Origin of the sequence: Caproicibacter sp. BJN0012, assembly GCF_035986805.1 — a bacterium.
In the GTDB taxonomy this organism is placed as follows: domain Bacteria; phylum Bacillota; class Clostridia; order Oscillospirales; family Acutalibacteraceae; genus Caproicibacter.
Genome location: NZ_CP142518.1, coordinates 1,670,758 through 1,688,324, shown reverse-complemented (window position 1 = coordinate 1,688,324; position 17,567 = coordinate 1,670,758). Strand labels below are relative to the sequence as shown.

14 protein-coding genes are annotated in these 17,567 nt (G+C 55.0%); 2 read left to right on the top strand and 12 right to left on the bottom strand.

The annotated features are described in order from the left end of the window. Positions 1–3: 3 nt before the first annotated feature. The 3 genes from VA597_RS08140 to VA597_RS08130 all read right to left on the bottom strand — a co-directional run bounded on the left by VA597_RS08140 (position 4) and on the right by VA597_RS08130 (position 3,672). Positions 4–672, bottom strand: coding sequence for a hypothetical protein (locus VA597_RS08140; RefSeq protein ID WP_128742265.1), 669 nt, complete (start codon positions 670–672; stop codon positions 4–6). A 160-nt stretch (positions 673–832) separates the two neighbouring features. After that, complete coding sequence (locus VA597_RS08135; RefSeq protein ID WP_128742264.1) at positions 833–2,200, bottom strand: UDP-N-acetylmuramoyl-tripeptide--D-alanyl-D-alanine ligase; 1,368 nt, start codon at positions 2,198–2,200, stop codon at positions 833–835. Between the two features lie 14 nt (positions 2,201–2,214). Next, the gene (locus VA597_RS08130) at positions 2,215–3,672 is read right to left on the bottom strand and encodes a UDP-N-acetylmuramoyl-L-alanyl-D-glutamate--2,6-diaminopimelate ligase (RefSeq protein WP_326975631.1); all 1,458 of its coding nucleotides are present in this window, start codon (positions 3,670–3,672) and stop codon (positions 2,215–2,217) included. Between the two features lie 357 nt (positions 3,673–4,029). Between VA597_RS08130 and VA597_RS08125 the strand changes: the two genes are divergently transcribed. After that, a complete protein-coding gene (locus VA597_RS08125; protein WP_442861481.1) occupies positions 4,030–5,481 on the top strand; it encodes a radical SAM protein in 1,452 nt (483 codons plus the stop codon). A 47-nt stretch (positions 5,482–5,528) separates the two neighbouring features. Here VA597_RS08125 and VA597_RS08120 read toward each other — a convergent pair whose 3' ends face one another. Then, positions 5,529–6,737 (bottom strand): glycosyltransferase, encoded by a 1,209-nt coding sequence (locus tag VA597_RS08120; RefSeq protein ID WP_164918995.1) that lies wholly within the window; start codon positions 6,735–6,737, stop codon positions 5,529–5,531. A gap of 17 nt (positions 6,738–6,754) precedes the next feature. After that, complete coding sequence (locus VA597_RS08115) at positions 6,755–7,819, bottom strand: glycosyltransferase family 2 protein (RefSeq protein ID WP_128742260.1); 1,065 nt, start codon at positions 7,817–7,819, stop codon at positions 6,755–6,757. 270 nt (positions 7,820–8,089) lie between these two features. Between VA597_RS08115 and VA597_RS08110 the strand changes: the two genes are divergently transcribed. Beyond that, on the top strand, positions 8,090–9,346 hold the full coding sequence (locus tag VA597_RS08110; protein ID WP_128742259.1) for a glycosyltransferase: 1,257 nt from the start codon (positions 8,090–8,092) through the stop codon (positions 9,344–9,346). 43 nt (positions 9,347–9,389) lie between these two features. Here VA597_RS08110 and VA597_RS08105 read toward each other — a convergent pair whose 3' ends face one another. From VA597_RS08105 to VA597_RS08075, 7 genes are all read right to left on the bottom strand, one after another. Next, entirely contained in the window at positions 9,390–9,770 is a 381-nt protein-coding gene (locus tag VA597_RS08105) for a DUF4363 family protein (protein WP_128742258.1), read from the bottom strand. Then, complete coding sequence (locus VA597_RS08100; protein WP_128742257.1) at positions 9,767–10,444, bottom strand: DUF421 domain-containing protein; 678 nt, start codon at positions 10,442–10,444, stop codon at positions 9,767–9,769. Before VA597_RS08100 ends, VA597_RS08105 begins: the two co-directional genes overlap by 4 nt. 65 nt (positions 10,445–10,509) lie before the next feature. Further along, complete coding sequence (locus tag VA597_RS08095; RefSeq protein WP_128742256.1) at positions 10,510–11,769, bottom strand: polysaccharide biosynthesis tyrosine autokinase; 1,260 nt, start codon at positions 11,767–11,769, stop codon at positions 10,510–10,512. Between the two features lie 28 nt (positions 11,770–11,797). After that, the gene (locus VA597_RS08090) at positions 11,798–12,964 is read right to left on the bottom strand and encodes a glycosyltransferase (RefSeq protein WP_128742255.1); all 1,167 of its coding nucleotides are present in this window, start codon (positions 12,962–12,964) and stop codon (positions 11,798–11,800) included. After that, complete coding sequence (locus tag VA597_RS08085) at positions 12,927–14,168, bottom strand: glycosyltransferase (protein WP_326975674.1); 1,242 nt, start codon at positions 14,166–14,168, stop codon at positions 12,927–12,929. The genes VA597_RS08090 and VA597_RS08085 overlap by 38 nt, the downstream gene beginning before the upstream one ends. 5 nt (positions 14,169–14,173) lie before the next feature. After that, entirely contained in the window at positions 14,174–15,712 is a 1,539-nt protein-coding gene (locus VA597_RS08080) for an O-antigen polysaccharide polymerase Wzy family protein (RefSeq protein ID WP_164918994.1), read from the bottom strand. Positions 15,713–15,796: 84 nt separating this feature from the next. Beyond that, on the bottom strand, positions 15,797–17,557 hold the full coding sequence (locus VA597_RS08075; RefSeq protein ID WP_128742252.1) for an Rqc2 family fibronectin-binding protein: 1,761 nt from the start codon (positions 17,555–17,557) through the stop codon (positions 15,797–15,799). Between the last annotated feature and the right edge of the window lie 10 nt (positions 17,558–17,567).

Sequence of the window (17,567 nt, the reverse complement as noted above, 5' to 3'; positions counted from 1 at the left end):
GCATTAATTGGAAGAAGACATCACGCCATTATGATCAAAGGTATATGTAACTCCGTCAATCGTCCGCGACGTGTCAACGACATACTGGCCGTTTTCATAATAATACTGATTTCCATCAAAGGTCACAAAACCATTCTCAGGGTAACTGACCTGCGGAAGCTTGAACCACGTTGTCCAGTGATAATTGCCGCCGATGACGTCGCCATATTTGACATTCTCGCCGGTGCAACGGTTGTCCACCGATTTATTTCCTCCAACGTAAATTCCGACATGGCCCGGACTGTAGAGGATCAGGCCATGAATCCGGGGGAGTGTGGAAGAATCCGACAAACGAATGGTCCCCTTCACCTTTGCCGATGAGAGCATTGACTGGGAGCTTCCCGCGACGGAGACCAGATTCGGCTCCGGATCGCAGTCATTCCCTCGCCACCAAAGATACGACTTGACCAGGCCGGAACAGTCGGTGGACCGCACGCCGTTCGTATATTGGCCATAATTTCCGTACTGATATTTCCAGCCGTCCCGATAAGCCATCAGAGCATGTTCCGAAAGGCCGACGCCCGTTTTTGTTTCCGCCGCCGCCGCGGGGACCGCCTGAAACGCAAGGGTTCCACACAAAATAAAACCGGTCACAAATACGGCGGCCAAAGCCATTGCACGTCTGAATCCCACGAAACATCCTTCCAATCCAATTACGATTTGTTACCAACTGTTACAACTTAGTAACATAATATCACATAACGGTAACAGATGCAACTAAAAAAGGATATTCAGGAAGAATTTTGTAGAATTTTTACAAGAATATCGGAGAAATCTTTGTCAAGTATTTCAGCTAATACAGCAAAAACGAAACGATTTCTTCCGTATGCATGGAGCGGGAGCCCTTCACCAGAACCGCGTCGCCCGGTTTCAGCAGGGATTTCAGTATTTCACAAGCCTGCCGATTATTCTCGCAGACGCGGCAGTCCATATCGGGTCGGACAGAGCGCGCTCCCCCCGCCATCGCGCCGGCGCGTGTCCCGACGGTGATCAGAAGATCGACTTCGGAATTGGCGGCAAAAGCGCCGACATCGGCATGAGCCTCGGAGGAATAATTCCCCAGTTCCAGCATATCCGCCAGCACGGCCACCCGTTTTCCGCCCCGGAAGGATTTGAGGACGCCGAGGCTGCTTTTGGCCGCGTCCGGACTGGAGTTATAGCTGTCGTCAATCACGGTGACGCCGTTTCCCGTGCGGCGGATCTGCTGCCTCATGGCGGGCGCCTGATAGCCTGAAAGAGCGGCGGCGGCGGCGGAAAGCGGAACACCCAGCCGCTGCGCGACGGCGAGTCCCGCCAGGGCGTTTAGAACATGGTGCGCGCCGATGATGGGAATGACGGCCTCTCCCCTTTCTCCATTCGGCGCGAGATAGAAAAACCGGGTCGATTCCCCTGCGCTTTCCACCCGCTCCGCCCGGAAAGCGCAGTCCGTCCCGGTGCCGAACAGAACGGTTTCAAACGGCAGCGTGCCGGCAAGCTCATGGAGCATGGCGTCGTCCCCATTCAGGAAGAGGACCGAGCCCTGATGAAAGCAGTCGGTGATATGCAGCTTCTCCGCAAGGATATTCTGACGGCTGCCGAGCTGCTGAATATGCGAAACGCCGATGTTCGTCATCACCGCGTAATCCGGCGCGGCGACTTGCGCGATGCGGCTCATTTCGCCGAATTCGCTCATCCCCATTTCCACCACCGCAGCGTCATATGTTTCAGACAGGCGGAAGATCGTCAGGGGCACTCCAACCTGGCTGTTGTTGTTTCCGCTGGTCTTCATAACGTCCATCTTCGCCGAAAGAGCCAGCGCAACCATTTCCTTTGTGGATGTCTTGCCCACGCTTCCCGTGATGCCGACCACAGGAAGCGAAAAACGTTTCCGGTACTCAGCCGCGATGCGCTGCAGGGCATCCCTCGTATCCCCGGCCGCGATCCACGCTCCGGGTCCCCGCGCGGCCTGATGCTCCTGGGTCAGGACGGCCGCAGCGCCCGCCCGCAGCACCGCCGGAATGAATTCATGGGCGTTCACCCGCTCGCCCCGGATCGGGACAAACAGCGCGCCGGGAGCGATATTGCGGCTGTCTGTAGACACCGAGGTCACCTCGGTCCCCGGGTCGCCGCAAAGCAGCCGGCCGCCGCAGGCGGAAACGATTTCCGAAACTGTCATTTTCATTACAGCGATCCCCCTTACAGCTTTCCAGCCAAAATGTCCGAAATGACCTCGCGCTCATCCAGATGATACTTTACGCCCTTGATCTCCTGATAATCTTCATGTCCCTTTCCGGCGAGGACAACGATATCCCCGTCGCGCGCATTTTCCATGCAGTATTTAATTGCCTGTTTCCGATCCGGTATCACGACATATTTCCCACCCGTTCTGTCGATCCCCGTGCGGATGTCGGCGATGATGTCCATCACATCCTCGTCGCGGGAATTGTCCGCCGTCAGCACGGAGAGGTCGGAGACCCTCCCGCTTTCCTCCCCCATCTCAAACCGGCGGGAACGCGCGCGGTTTCCCCCGGCGCCGAACATGCAAATCAGCCGGTTGGGCTTATATTCCCGAAGAGTCTCAAGAATATTTCTCATTGCGAGCGCGTTGTGAGCGTAATCGATCAGAAGCGTATAGCCGCCCGGAACTTCGACCGGTTCCACCCTTCCACGGACCTTGACTTTTTCGAGGCCCTCTCTGATATTCCGCTCCGTCACGGGAAAATGGAGGCAGACAGCCACCGCCGCCAGGGCGTTATATACGCTGAAGCGCCCGGGGACGCCGACCTCCACCCCTGAAAGATCGAGCCTCCCGGAAAGGTCGAACCTCACTCCGAGAAAGCCGGGACGGGAAACCAGCTCTTCATTCCGGGCCTGAAGCTCCGCATCCGGCGAAAAGCCATAGGTTTCCAGTTCGCAGGTATGGCCTTCCACAATCCCGTGCCAGTTTTCATCGTCCCTATTGATGACGCCGGTTTTGCACATCCGGAACAGCAGGCGTTTGCAGGACATATATTCCCGCACGTCCCTGTGCTCATTGCCGCCGATGTGATCCGGGGAAAAATTCGTGAAAATCCCGTAGTCGAATGTGATTCCGGAAACACGGTGGTCCCGCAGGCCGATGGAGGACGCCTCCATCACGGCGGCTTTGCATCCCTCGTCCGCCATCTGGCGCAGATAGGACTGAATCTCAAAGGATTCCGGCGTGGTGTTTTCCGTCTTGATCACCCGGTCCCCGATCACCGTGCCGATCGTGCCGATCACCCCCGTTTTGATCCCGGCGTCTTCGAGAATGGAACGCACCATGTAGGAAACGGTGGTCTTGCCCTTGGTCCCCGTGATGCCCACCATGGTCATTTCCCTCGCGGGGTACCCGAACCACGCCGCGGAAATCAGCGCCATCGCCCGGCGGGTGTCCTTCACCAGAACGACGCTCGCGCCGCCGGCCTCCACCGGGCGCTGGGCAACAACCGCCGCCGCGCCGGACTGGACTGCCGCGCCCGCGAACTGGTGGCTGTCGACTGAAGACCCGCACAGACAGATAAACAGGCTTCCCTCCGTCACCTTCCTCGAATCATAAACCACATCCGTTATCTCAATCTCCGTCCGTCCGGAACAGGTGCAGTCCAAATCCCGGATTAATTCCGTTAAAAGCATGAAAACGCCTCCGCCGTCATATTGTTTAATTGGGTGAAATTGCCTGAATTATACCGTAAGCAGCCGGAAGTGTCAACTTCCTGCGGCACTTTGCGCCGGCTGTATACTATATAGAAAGCCTTCTTCGCAAATAGTATGAATCATTTATTTTGGAAAATGTTATCAAGTAAAAAAATTACAATGTATAAATCCGCCTGTACGGAGGAGAACTATATTACGATTACATTTTTTCTCATTTGTATAAATTTTGTACTTTGTCACAAAACTGTATAATTACATTCCTGCCAAATCATGTTATTCTGGCATTGGAATTTTAGCTTTGATGGCCGATTATTTCAGGAAAGGGAGCAGATGTTTATGGGTACTGTGAACGAAAGGCTGGAGTCTTACGGATTGAAAAAGGTCCTGAATTATCTGGACAACAATCCAGAAGAAAATGTGCCGAAACTGATCGGCTGGCTGAGAAAATTCGACAGAGACAATCTATACCAGAACGCTTATGATATGGTCGACGGATTTATGAAGGACCCTGAAAATAACTGGAACCGACTGATTTCCAGCCTTTATACCGACATCGATGACAGCGTTCGGAGAAAAACATTTGAAAATTTTCTGATTAACTCCGCGATCCTCGGCAGCCAAAGGAAAAACAAGCTCGTGGAAAAATACGACTGCAACATCCCCTGGGCCATTTTAATGGACCCGACCTCCGCCTGCAACCTGCACTGCATCGGATGCTGGGCGGCGGAATACGGCAACCGGATGAACATGAGCTTTGAAACGCTGGACGATATTGTCCGCCAGGGCAAGGAACTCGGCACCTACATGTACATCTTCTCGGGCGGAGAACCCCTCGTGCGGAAAGATGATATCATAAAACTGTGTGAAACACACAACGACTGCGAGTTTCTGGCATTCACGAACGGAACGCTGATCGACGAGAAATTTGCGGACGATATGCTGCGCGTGAAGAATTTCGTCCCCGCCATCAGCATCGAGGGCTACGAGGAGGAAACGGACTCCCGGCGCGGAACCGGAACTTACGAGGCGGTGATTCGCGCGATGCAGCTGCTGAGGAAAAAGAAACTTCCGTTCGGCGCCTCCCTGTGCTACACAAGCAAGAATGCGGAAACCATCGGCAGTGAAGAATACATTGATCACCTGATCGATTTAGGCTGCAAATTTGCCTGGCTGTTCACTTACATGCCGGTCGGCGTCGACGCCCAGCCGGACTTGATGGCAACGGCGGAACAGCGCAAATTCATGTATGACCAGATCCGCAAATTCCGGGCGACAAAGCCGCTGTTCACCATGGATTTCTGGAACGACGGAGAATACGTGAACGGGTGCATCGCCGGCGGACGCCAATACCTCCACATCAACGCGAACGGCGACATCGAGCCCTGTGCTTTTATTCACTACGCGGACAGCAACATTCACGAGAAGACATTGCTGGAAGCATACCGCTCCCCGCTGTTCATGCAGTACCGGAGGAACCAACCGTTCAACCACAACCAGCTTCGTCCGTGCCCGCTGCTTGACAACCCCGGAAGGCTCTCTCAGATCGTGAAAAAATCAGGAGCTGTTTCAACGGACCTTGTCCACCCTGAAGACGTGGATCACCTGACTGAAAAATGTGTGGAAGCCGCAAAAGCATGGGCGCCGGTTTCAAAGGAAATCTGGGAAAACAGCGAAGGCAAAGAGCGGGCCGACTGGAAGGCGGCAAAAGAAGCCGACCAAAAAGCAGAACTTCAAAAGAAAACAGAAGAAAAGGAAAACAAGAAAAAAATGCGGGTATCCGGATTTTAATAGAATACTCCAGAAGGGACTGCCCCGGGAAAACGGGGCAGTCCCTTTTATAATTCCCGGCCTCTCCGATTCTCGATCAGGCCGTAGAGCTTGTCGATTTCATTTTCATTGGTCAAATCCCTGCGGGAAAGCGCCTGCACGTATTTCTCCCGCAGTTCCACGCTGCGCGCCAGTCTTTCCAATCCCCGTTCCACCCCCTCGGTCGTCATGGAAACGATCAGCCCGTCTTCCCCGGACGTGATCTGATCGGACGCGGTCGAAAAACTGGTCAGAAGAATCGGGCGGCAGAGCACCATCGCTTCGTCGACCGCAATGGATTTTCCTTCAAAGCGGGACGGCTGCATGTAGATGTCGCATTCCCTGACATAGGGGTAGGGGTTGCCCCGTTCCCCGAGAAACATGACGCTGTCCCCCGCCCCCAATTCCGACGCCTGCCGTTTCAGGCTCTCCTCCTCCGGGCCGACGCCGATGATATACCAGCGAACGGGAAGGCCCTTTCGATTCAGGGCGACGACGGCCGGCATGGCGAGATCCAGACCTTTCTGGTGTGAAAGCCGGGCGATCGACAACACCCGAATCCCGGAGTATCCGTCGTCAAACCCCGTTTCCTTTTCCGCCATGGAACGCAGAAAAGCCGAAGAAATGATATTGTAGATCACATGGAATTTTGAAGACTGGTCCGGAAACGTGGTTTCCAGCGCCGTTTTGCAGGATTCCGAAACCGTGCACAGCGCGTCCAGCTTGGAAAGATACGGGCGGTCGAAATCACGGCGCAGTCCCATCGCGTTGTAATCCCCGTGGATAAATCCGATTTTGACCCCCGCGTTTACTTTTTCAACCGCATAATAAAGCGGCTGCCCTTCCATAAACGCAACGACGGCGTCATAGTGTCCCCGGGCCGGACGAACAAAATGACGCTCGACCTTCCACATTCTGGACAGCCGCTCTCCCATGGTCCCGCGAAATCCGGCGATACTGACAAGCAGCCTGCAAACAGCCAGCAGAGGGCGCCCGTGCAGGAAAAGCGCCGGAAAAGCAGCGCGGATATTGAACCGGTATTCCTTCGGGAACAGCGGGGGCAAAACGCGGACCTGTTCCGGCACGCGGCTGAAAAACAGCCCTTCGTTCGCAAAAAGCTGCAGGTCCACATCATAGCGTTCGTAATCGAACAGCGACAGAATGGTGACCAGGCTCTTTTCAATGCCGCCGCTGTGGAGGCTGTAGTTCAGAAACAGGATTTTTTTCCGTTCAGGCATGACAATACTCCCAAAATTCATTTCTTCCTGACATCCCTCATCAAAACACGGGAATAAATGCTGTAAAAAAGATAAGCAAGAAGAGCGGACCGCAGCCGGACGACGCGCCGGATGACCCGGTCCGCGCGGTTTCCGTTTTTCAGATAATCGGAGCGGACGGCTTCCTTCGCATAAGGATTCTTTAAAATGGAGCGGACCTCCCGATACCGTTTGAAAAAGCCGGCCGGGTTGTTCGGGGAAAAGCAATTGACAAGCGATGAGTGCACCGCAAATCGGAGGAACCAGGCGAGGTGGCGCTTGGCATAGCGCTCGTAAAGACCCCGCTCCGTCAGAATTGTCCGCACGGCCGAATAGCAGCGGGTCAGCATTTCCATCTTGCGCGGGCGGTACCGCGTGCTGAGCGAATCCGGGTTGTACCGGTAGTGATAGTAGGCCCCGCCCACGACCAGCAGACGCCGGGCCGAGCAGTGCGCCGCTATGGCCGCCGGCATGTCCTCCAGCATGATTTCGCGCTCGTCGCCGAACCGGATCCCATTTTCCAGATACCAGCTGCGCAGATACATGCGGCGCCATGCGCAGCCGAGCATTTCCACCTGCCTCCAGGCGCTGTCCTCCCGGTCCGGCCCGACCAGCTCCGCAATCAGAAGCTCCCGGATCTCTTCGCCCAGCTCCGGATAATTGACGGGCAGCTTGCAAATGCGCTGTTCCCCCTCCTGAAGATTCTCACGGACATAGTTGAACAGGACAAGGTCCGCCTGATATTCCACGGCGGCCGCGTAAAGATTCTTCAGCATGTTTTCGTCGATCCAGTCGTCGGAATCGACAAAGAGAAGGTAATCACCGCCCGCGTGTTCCACGCCGTAATTTCTGGTATTCCCCAGCCCGCTGTGGGACTTGTCCAGCACTCGCACGCGGCCGTCCCCGGAAAAACGCCGGGCGATCTCCAGCGAACGATCAGTGGAAGCATCGTTAATTAAAAGCACTTCAAAATCTGAAAAGGTCTGGTTCAGGATGCTGCTGACACAGCGCTCCAGATATTTTTCAACATTGTAGATTGGAACGATCACACTGATTTTTGGCACAGTCTTATCCCTCGTCTTCCTGTTGCCCTGATTTCATTATACCGATACCAGGCCGCAATCGAACTCTCCTCCCGCCGCTCCCATTCGCGCCGCAGTTCGAAAATGCAGCCTTAGTTTGGAATTATATGACTAAATTGCTGCATTATTATAGCATTGTGATGTTAAAAACACAAGCAAGCGCCCGCTCTCCCCGGATTCCGCAGTTGAAATAAGAAGTTCAGTATGCTATTCTGTATGATGAATCCACAAAACAAACAGGGAGAATTGGATATGAATGACTGCCTTGTTCTGCTGACAAAAAAATACCCGTTTGATTCCGGCGAAGAATTTATTGAAAACGAAGTACCCCTGCTTGCCAAAACTTTTCGCCGCGTCATTCTGATTGCAACATCGGTCTCCGATGGGGCCGAACAGACCCGGCCGGTGCCGGATCATGTAGAAGTCCATTCTCTGTCCGCGCCCCGCATCCGCCGGGCCGTACTGCCGCGTCTCGCTTTCTCTGCCCTTAAGCCGCTTCCGGCGTTCGTAGCGGGCTCCGACCGCGAACAGGCCGGACTATCATTCCGCAGAAAGCTTTTTTGTTCCTACTTTCTTGCAAAATCAGGGCAGATCTTTAAATGCTGCCGGAACATTCTTTCCGCCGCCGGGCTCGAAGCATACGACGGCGTGACCTTTTACAGCTACTGGTTTTACGATACGGCCCTGGCGGCGGCAAACCTGAAGCGGGAGTTTGCCCTGAAAAACAGCCGTGCCGTCAGCCGCGCGCACCGTTACGACCTGTACGCGGACCAAAATCCCGCCGGGTTTCTTCCGATGCGGGAATATCTGCTGCAAAATCTGGACAAAGTGTACCCCTGTTCTCTCGACGGCGGTAACTATCTGATCAAATATCATCCCCGGTTCGCCGGAAAAATCCGGACGGCTTACCTCGGCACGCAGGACCGGGGGCTCTCTCCGGACAGGGAAAGCGGGGTATTTCATCTCGTCAGCTGCTGCCATATCTCCCCGGTCAAACGGGTCGATTTGCTGGCCCATTCGCTGGCACTGTTAAAGGACAGCGGCCTGAGGCTGAAATGGACGCATTTCGGCGCCGGAGACGGGCTGGATTCCCTTCGCGATTATGCAAAAGAAAATCTCTCGTTCATGGAATGCAGCCTGCCCGGCGAAATCAGCAATCCCCGTCTAATGGAGTTTTACAGAGAAAATCCGGTGGACTGTTTTATCAACACCAGCAGTTCTGAAGGGCTTCCCGTCAGCATCATGGAAGCCGCGTCTTTCGGCATTCCCGTCATCGCGACGGATGTCGGCGGAACGGCGGAAATCGTGACGCCGGAAGAGACCGGCTACCTGCTTCCCTGTGATTTCGGCCCGAACGAACTCGCGGAAAAAATTGAGCTTCTGTACCATATGCCCAGCGAAAAGCGCCAAAAAATGCGGAAGGCAAGCCGGGAACTGTGGGCTGAAAACTTTTGTTCCGAACAAAACTATGCCCGGTTTGCAGCAGAAATAACGCCTAAACGTTCCTGAAAGTCAAAATATGTATTTTTCCGCCCTTTCGGGCGGATTTTTTTCAAAAGATATTTTCCAGGCTAGGTACTTCCGCCTCATTCAAATAAGAGATCTGCTCAATGCTGCGGTCACAGTCAGCAAGGAATTGTTCCGTTCCGCCGTACCTGCAAAGCATCGGCAGCCCGGCCAGCGTCTGGCCGATCGCCTCAAGCTTGGAATGCGGCATATAGGTACAGAGAACCGAGTGCAGGGAGTTCCAGTCATCCACCGCTTTGCGGCTCAGCAGAACGGCCGTTTCGGTTTCCCCGCGCTGCTCCGCGTCCTTCGCCTGCGTGACAACTTGGATCATCTGCGTGCTGATTCGGTTCGTGTACCATGTTCCCAGAATGCAGACGCCGGTCAGCACGACGAAAATTGCCAGCGAGATCCAGATTCTTTTCATTTCGGCGCCTCCCTCTTCACAATGAAAAAATCGCCCTTTGTATTGGCGGTCATAAGAAAGATTTCACCGGCCTGAAGGTGCTGCCCATTCAAGACACCCTGCAGCCAGTCTGCGCTTTTTCCGCAGAGCTGCAGGGAAAAATCGGAAATCACACCGTCGCTGATGACAACGGTTTCAATTCCGGTATCCGGCAGAGGAACGGCCAGCATTCCAGCCGTCGGCTGCTCCTTGTCCGGCTTTTTGATCACGCTCATCTTGCCGTTGGTCTCGACAATCGCATATGCCACATCCTGGATGCTGAATACGTTTTTCTGCCTCAGCTGTTCGCTCAGGTCCTCCGTCGTCATCCGGAGACGTTTCATCTCGTTCTGCTGAACCACGCCGTTGTTGATGACGATGATCGGTCTTCCGCAGATCAGCTTGCGGAATTTCGTGCTTTTCAGCATCAGAACGGAAAGCACAATCTCAAACATGACCAAAGCGGCGATCGGGATCAATCCGCTGGCGAGCGGCTGCCCGGAATCCTGCATCGGAATGGAAGCAATATCCGAGATCAGCAGCGTCACCACCAGTTCGCTGGTCTGAAGCTCGCTGATCTGTCTTTTCCCCATCAGACGGACCGCCAGGATAACCACTGCATACAACAGGACCGTACGGATAAATGAGATTGTCATTTCTATCACCGCAGATTATTATAAGCGGCACGGTCTGGATTATGTATCGGCTCCGCAAAGGGAGCTTAGATATCGGTGGTCACGAAACCGATGACATCGCCTCCCGCCGCTGAAATGCGGCTGCAGGCCTCTTTCAGCTCGTCGAAGGGCGTGGAGCCGTATTTCGCCGTCAGGATTACCGAATGCGCGTGGGCGGAAAGGCTCTCCGCATCCGGGAACCGGATTTCGGAAGGAGCGTAGAAAACAACGTAATCATAGGAGCCGGCCGCTTCCCGCGCGAATTTTGAAAACCCTTCCGAGGTAAACAGATCGGCCGGGTTCAATCCCTCTGCCGGCTTACCGGACAGCAGACTGAGCCCGCCCGTCTTCCGGACCGGCATTACGGCTTCCCGCAGCGTACATTCCCCGCTTAAAACTCCATTCAGTGTTTTTTCCGGTTCCAAATCCAGCTGGGAAGCAAGCCTCGGATTTCGCAGATCGCCATCCACCAGCAGGACCGATTTTCCGGTCACGGCAAGCGCCGCGGCAAAGCCGGAGGCAATGCGGTCCCCTCCGTTGTTCTCGCAGACATTCGCCACAAGAAAGCGCCGGCTGTCGCCGGCCGCGTTCAGCGCGGCGGACCGGAGCGTTCTCATCGCGTTGCCTTTCTCCCTGCTTTCATGGGGGATTTCTGCAAGCAGACGCACTTTCAGCATTTCCTCCGCGAACCTGCTGTTGCGGATGGTTCGGTCGCCAAGAACGGCCAGGATCCCGAAGCAGACAAAGACGATAAATCCGAGGATCAGTCCAAGGAAACCGGCTTTGAGCATGGAGGATTTCATCGACTGCGGTTTAACCTGTGCCGCATGGTCGCTGATGCTTGCGGTCAGAACAGGGTCCGGAAACTGCCGGACCAGTTGATCCATAAGCAGTTCGGCGGCAGTGTCGGAAAGGAGAGCGGCTTTTGGCGCGTTTGTCGTGTTGACCGTAATCTTGACGACCGGCGACGAGTTTTCCATTTCCGCCGTAATCTTAGTGATTTCAGATTTGTCGACGCCGGCCTTTTCCGCCGTCGCTGCAAGGAGGTCGTCTCCGGAAGCAAGCGGCACGGCGCTCTGCACACGGCTGTAGAGAATATTGGTGTACTGCAGGTGATAATCGCTGTCAGCGCCGTTCGGCACTCCGCAGGTCACGGTAAAGGTTGTACTGCCCTGATAAACGTGATGAACGAATTTCAGCGGCAGAAGGCCGCCCACAATGCCGAACGCCAAGACCACAAGAAGAAATCTGATCCAGTTTCTCTTGTAAAAATGCACGATTTCAGAAAAGCTTACAAACAGTTCCATTGGTGTCCTCCCATATGCGTTTTCTTTTTCAGACTCCAGCAAAAGCAAACACTCGTCCGAGAATATTTTTCCAGTCGTAGTTCCGCCGCGCGAATTCCCTCTCTTGCTCCGAAATGGACGGATCGCTGCGGCAGCGCAGAGCGAATTCGACCGCCAGGCCGATGTCGACCGGAGAAGGGTCGTTCGGCAGCTTCAGTGCGAACGGAGGATTTCCCTCCATCGCATCATCTTCATAGGCATAAAGAAAAGGCAGGCCGGCCGCGCAGTATTCCCTCGCTTTGAGCGAGGAACAGTGCGTCAGGCCGCGGCGGTAGCATCCGAGCGTCGAAACGCCGAGGTCGGCCGACGCGTAAATGCGCATCAATTCCTCGCCCTGTAAAAAACCGCGGCACTCCACATCCTCCTGAAGCCCTCTCTTTCTGACATCTTCCAAAAATGCGGGCATCTCTTTCGGGTCTCCTCCGGCCAGTATAAAACGGACGCGCGGATCCTCCGGCTTTTTCCGGTCCCGATAAATCCGCATCCCCTCCAGCACGCGGTCGTACGCCTGCCACCAGAGGGTTCCGGCAACCCCGACGAGGACGACTTCTCCACTGTCCCCCGGATGGCGGACAAAAGAGAACTCGTCAACGTCCACCCCGTTTGTGATGTTGACGGCCGGCAATCCGAAAAAGCAGTCGGAACGGTCCCCGACCAGCACAGCCGCATCGGCGCATCCGCGGAGCTTTTTGCCGGAAAACCTGTCCGCCGCCGCGGTGCAAAAAACCTTTAGCAGCGTGACGGCCTGCCGCGTCAGCGGACGGACGCCCTTTGCGCTGCGAAGATAATCGCCAAGGTAAGGGTAATTCGGAATTTCGATCAGAATGCGGCGCGTCCCGTTTTCTTTCAATGCGCGGCAGATGCGGATCACATCGAAGCTGATCCGGTCCAGCCGGAGATACGCCACGTCGAACCGATGGCCGCTCAGATAATCCAATACCGCCAGCGAAAAGCGGTGCATCCGGCGATACCCTTTTGTAACCGGCATGCTGAGCGTTTCGGCCCCCCTGTAAAAAATAAAGCACTCGTCTTTCCACAGCGTGTGGGTAACGTCATATCCAAGTTCCTGAAAGGCCCGCACCTGCCATTTTATTTTTCGGATCACGCCCAGATAAAGCTCAGCGTCCTCCTGAAAGGTCAGGTAAATCAGTTTCATCAGCCAGCACCTCATAAAATTCAGGATAATTCTGCTCTGCGCTGAAGGAATCTTCCCACACGGAACGGGAATTTTCGCAAAGCTTCTCATACTCATCCCCGCTCATGGAACGGATGCGGCTCAGCGCCCGAAGCAGCTCTTCGGGCGCGAAATCCGCCCGAAGCAGGAATCCGTTTTCCCCATCCTTCACGATTTCCGAGGTTCCCCCCACGTCCGTCGCGACCACCGGAATTCCGAACGAACAGGCTTCCATAATGGAAACCGGGATTCCCTCGCTGGAGCTGACGTTGACAAAAACAGCCGTTTCACCGCTTTGATAGAAATTCAAGACATCCGCATTGCTCATCGCTCCCGGAAATTCCGCGCGGACACAAGAGGGAAACATCTTTGCAAGTTCTTTCAGTTCCGATTCCAGCGGACCGGAACCGATATGCGTCCACCGGACCGGAAAATCAGCCTGCCTGAGCGCTCCCGCGATCAAATGCAGGCGCTTGACCGGAACCATATAAGAACAGGAAACGATGCGAAACCCGGCCCTGTTTCCGCCGCGACAGCCCCGGTCGCACGTGCCGAGGTGTGAAACGCGCACCTTTCCGGCAAACTGCGGACAGCGTTTTCTCAGGATTTCCGCTCCTTCCTCCGAACAGGGAAAAACCGCCGCGGCGCTTTCCATTAGATAGTCCCGCATGGGCAGATACTTCAGAGAGCTCCGGTCCTCATGAACGTCGAAACCATGCGCGCGGGAAACCAGCTTTGCCCTTTTTCCCATTGACCGGAGAAATTCCGCGAGTAGCGCTCCCGCTGCCGCGGTGTCGTAAAACCAATAGCTGTAAATCGTGACGTCATCGGCGGATAAAATAACTTTTTCCTGTTTCAGAGCCCGGAAAATACTCACCGCGTTCTTCATGAAAAAGAGTGTTTCATGCGCCCGCGCCAGGGAAAATCTCCCGGTGCGCGCAAGCTTCAGCAATTCGCCGCGGACGTGCGGCAGCCGAAGAAGAGCGCCGTATTCCCCCCGCCCGCCAGAAGAGCGCCGTATGCGGATACACTCCACGCCCTCCGGCAGCGTCCGGGAACGCACGCTGTTTTCCTTCAGCCCGCAGGGACAGACAATGATCCGGTCAAAGCCGCGGGCAAATTGCAGCTCGTTTCCAAGAAACTCCTCACCACTGTCAAACGGAAACGACGAGGTGAGAAGAAGCATCAGCTTCACGGGCCCTCCTCCCCCAGTTCTGCTCTTCGAGCCGCGGGGCGCACATGAGTTCCCAGCCGAAGAACCAGAAGAGCGGCAAAATAGATGGCAATGTAAAAGCTCAGATAGGTGAAATTGAAGACATTCGTTACCCAGAGAAACGCAAAGCTGCGCGGGATATAGACGAAATCCCTGATTGCAAGCAGACAGGATGCCGTCACCACCCAGGAACGGGTCAGCATCGAAGCGAAAAAGCGAAGGATCAGCCCCACGCCGGCGCTGACGATGACGACCCCGACAAAGCCGAACGCAACATAGGATTCCGCCACAAAGGATGTTCCAAAGCCTCCGCCGGACAGGTAGCGCAGGGGATCCACGAGATAAGTGAGGGCATGGGCGTAATTGTGGGTGGAAGCCACAAAGGCCGTGGTCTGCACTTCAATGATCGGCGACAGCCCGAACAGGGACCTTGTAATCAGATTATTGTGGACAAAAAGCTCAAACGGGTAAAAGAGGTATTTCCATGTCATGCCGTGATCGAACAGGTCCCAGCTGTTGACCGTCTGGATCACCACGCGGAAGCTCGCTCCCTGCGAATAAAGGAAATTGACCACGGTATCGAGAAAGCTCCGGTGAGAAAGCAGTCCGTATGCCCGGATTTCCGCCAGAAGCTGAAGCAGATACATGGCGACAACCGCCAGGATCCCGCCGCCGACCACCGTTCTCTTTTTAAAAACGCGCTTTCCCTTTTCGTTCAGAGAATCCCGGAGAACAAAATAAATCAGAATGGTGATCGCTTCGCAGACAAAGGTGTTCCTGCGCCCGGTAAAAAGAGTGGCGAGCAGATAGACGCCGTAAACCGTCATCGGCAGCCTGAGCTGCCTGCGGTCCGGCATAGTCGCAAGAAAAACGGCAAAGGACGGAACAAAGAACATGGACAGGCGGCTGATGGCGGAGGGAATGCTCGAGGCGGAGACCTGTGTGAACGAACCCAGATAGCCGCTTCTGAGAACGTTCAGAATGGATTCCATCAGGGTGTAAAACGAGGCCAGGGAACTGATCAGCAGGACGGCTGTGCTGATCTGGCGGATGATCGGCAGAATCGGGTTCTGTGAAACCGCCGCCCAGCCTTTTTCCCGGATCGTCCTTTCCCGGTTTGCGAAAAATGGTCCGACCAGCTGATAGCCGGCATAGATGCACAGAAGGGACAGCGTGACGACCTGAAGCCCGGTAAAAAGGCTGTAAAAATCCTTCGCCTCAAGATAGTACAGGATCTCGGGGTAATGCGCCAGAAACGACACATAGACGCGGCCAAGCAGCAGAATATTATAGGTTCCCACGAATACGAGGAACGGAAAGTCGCGCCGGACATGGGGGATCAGGTCGCAGGCAACAGCCAGATTCAGGACGATATTCGCCGCAAACATCAGGTTTGCGGCCATTTCATAAAAAAAGCCGCCGAACGCTGTCAAAAAGTTTGCAGTAAGCATCAGCAGCAAAACCGTTCCGAACAGAACGGTGTTCCTGAAGCTGTTTTTTACCGAAAAACCCGTCATGTTATTCCTCCAACCGAATCTGGAAAATAATACTAAACCGATTATACCATTCATACGAAATATTGCCAGCGTTCGCCGGAAAATTCATTTGACTCTCATTTTCTCCGCCGTTTTTCTGTCCGGTTCCGCAAAAACAGTTTTATTCCTGACATAGATGACCATTCCCGGTTTTGCTCCCTGCGGTTTCGAGACATTCCTGACCAGGGTATAGTCCACCGCAACATTGGATGAATCCCTCCCGCGGCTATAACAGGCCGAAAGGAGGGCCGCCTCAGCTACGGCGGCCGAAGTCGCCTCTCTGCCCTGGGTAAACAGCACGACGTGAGAACCCGGAATATTTTTCGTGTGGAACCAAAGGTCGTTTTTCCCGGCCTGACGAAGCGTCAGCAGATCGTTCTGGCTGTTGTTCCTCCCCACAAGGATCCGGAACCCATCGGAAGATTCGAACTGCATCGGACCCTGAACGGCAGCCCGGCGTTTGGATTTTCTCTGCGTGCGGAAATATCCCTCTCCCTCCAGTTCCCCGCGGATCTCATTCAGATCCTTCTCATCGGCGGCGCGGCTGAGTTCCTCAAACACCGTATCCAGATAAGCCAGCTCCTGTTCCGCACGTTGAATCTGAACCGTGAGGATTTCTTCCGCCGTGCGCTGCTTGCGGTATTCCTTATAATATTTCTGCGCATTCTGAACGGGCGAAAGAGCGGGATCCAGCGGGACGGCGACGCCTGGCTGTCCCTCCGCATAGAAATTTTCGAGGACGGCGGAGCTTTGTCCCTTTTCCAGCCGGTAAAGGTTCGCGTTCACCAAGTCGCCGAACACCCGAAGATTGTCCCGTTTCGAACACTGCTCCAATTCCGCGCGCTGCGCGTTGATTTTCCTGTTCAGCCGGTCAGAAGCATTCGTAAGAACCCGCAGGAGATCCTGCGAACGCGCTTTCATGCGGGCGATCCGGTCCCGCTCCTCGTAAAAATCGTCCAAAAGACCGGAAAAACTCTTTTCCTGTCTGACGACCGCCGCGCTTCCATACTGACCGATTCGCAAGAACGAAAAATCCAGCGGTTTTCCGTCGGTGGTACAGGCGGTCCAGGGGTCTCCGGAGGCATTGCGGATCGTGTCCGAAACCGATCCCAGAAAAAAGGACAGCCGGCCCCACTGCTCCTGCACCATTCCCCGCAGGGTCAGTTCTCTTCCTCTCCCCGTCAGGAATGCCAGTTCCCTGCAGACCACGGGAGAAAGGCCCTGAAGAGAAGAAAGCAACGCTTTGGACAGCTCCATATCACCCGGAATCGCGCGCAGACGCTCAATGATTTCTTCCCGGCCGGATGAAAGCAGGCACAGCTTGTCCTGCGGCGGGGGCAGACGGTACCTCAGTCCCGGCAAAACCAGCCGCCCGGAGGTCATTCCCGCGTCGACGCGCTTCAGCGCGTCGACAATGTTGCCGTCTCTGTCGATCAGAATGATATTGCTGTAACGGCCCATCACCTCCACGGCAACGGTCAGGCGCACTTGGTCGCCAAGCTCGTTCACCGAGTCAAAATCCAAAAAAAGAAGGCGTTCCAGTTCCGGCTGCCGAACGCCGGCAAGGCGCGCCCCCGAGAGTTTTTTCCGCAAAAGCATGCAAAGCATGGGGGGCTCCTTTGGATTTTCCGGCGCATAGCGGGTGAAATGGACGCGCGCGCTGTTCGCCCGTGCCGAAAGAAGCAAGCGGAACGCGCCGTCCCTCGACCGCAGCAAAAAAAGGATTTCATCCCGGTTCGGCTGATAAATCCGGTCCACTCTGGCGCCGGCCGCAGTCTCTTCAATTTCGCGCTTCAGATGGCGCAAAAACGCTCCGTCCAGTGCCATTTTGTTCCCT

Bases quoted from the DNA above. Each gene is read 5' to 3' on its own strand.
- VA597_RS08135 (WP_128742264.1), bottom strand. From the start codon at position 2,200: ATGAAAATGACAGTTTCGGAAATCGTTTCCGCCTGCGGCGGCCGGCTG.
- VA597_RS08130 (WP_326975631.1), bottom strand. From the start codon at position 3,672: ATGCTTTTAACGGAATTAATCCGGGATTTGGACTGCACCTGTTCCGGA.
- VA597_RS08125 (WP_442861481.1), top strand. From the start codon at position 4,030: ATGGGTACTGTGAACGAAAGGCTGGAGTCTTACGGATTGAAAAAGGTC.
- VA597_RS08120 (WP_164918995.1), bottom strand. From the start codon at position 6,737: ATGCCTGAACGGAAAAAAATCCTGTTTCTGAACTACAGCCTCCACAGC.
- VA597_RS08110 (WP_128742259.1), top strand. From the start codon at position 8,090: ATGAATGACTGCCTTGTTCTGCTGACAAAAAAATACCCGTTTGATTCC.
- VA597_RS08105 (WP_128742258.1), bottom strand. From the start codon at position 9,770: ATGAAAAGAATCTGGATCTCGCTGGCAATTTTCGTCGTGCTGACCGGC.
- VA597_RS08100 (WP_128742257.1), bottom strand. From the start codon at position 10,444: ATGACAATCTCATTTATCCGTACGGTCCTGTTGTATGCAGTGGTTATC.
- VA597_RS08095 (WP_128742256.1), bottom strand. From the start codon at position 11,769: ATGGAACTGTTTGTAAGCTTTTCTGAAATCGTGCATTTTTACAAGAGA.
- VA597_RS08090 (WP_128742255.1), bottom strand. From the start codon at position 12,964: ATGAAACTGATTTACCTGACCTTTCAGGAGGACGCTGAGCTTTATCTG.
- VA597_RS08085 (WP_326975674.1), bottom strand. From the start codon at position 14,168: ATGCTTCTTCTCACCTCGTCGTTTCCGTTTGACAGTGGTGAGGAGTTT.
- VA597_RS08080 (WP_164918994.1), bottom strand. From the start codon at position 15,712: ATGACGGGTTTTTCGGTAAAAAACAGCTTCAGGAACACCGTTCTGTTC.
- VA597_RS08075 (WP_128742252.1), bottom strand. From the start codon at position 17,557: ATGGCACTGGACGGAGCGTTTTTGCGCCATCTGAAGCGCGAAATTGAA.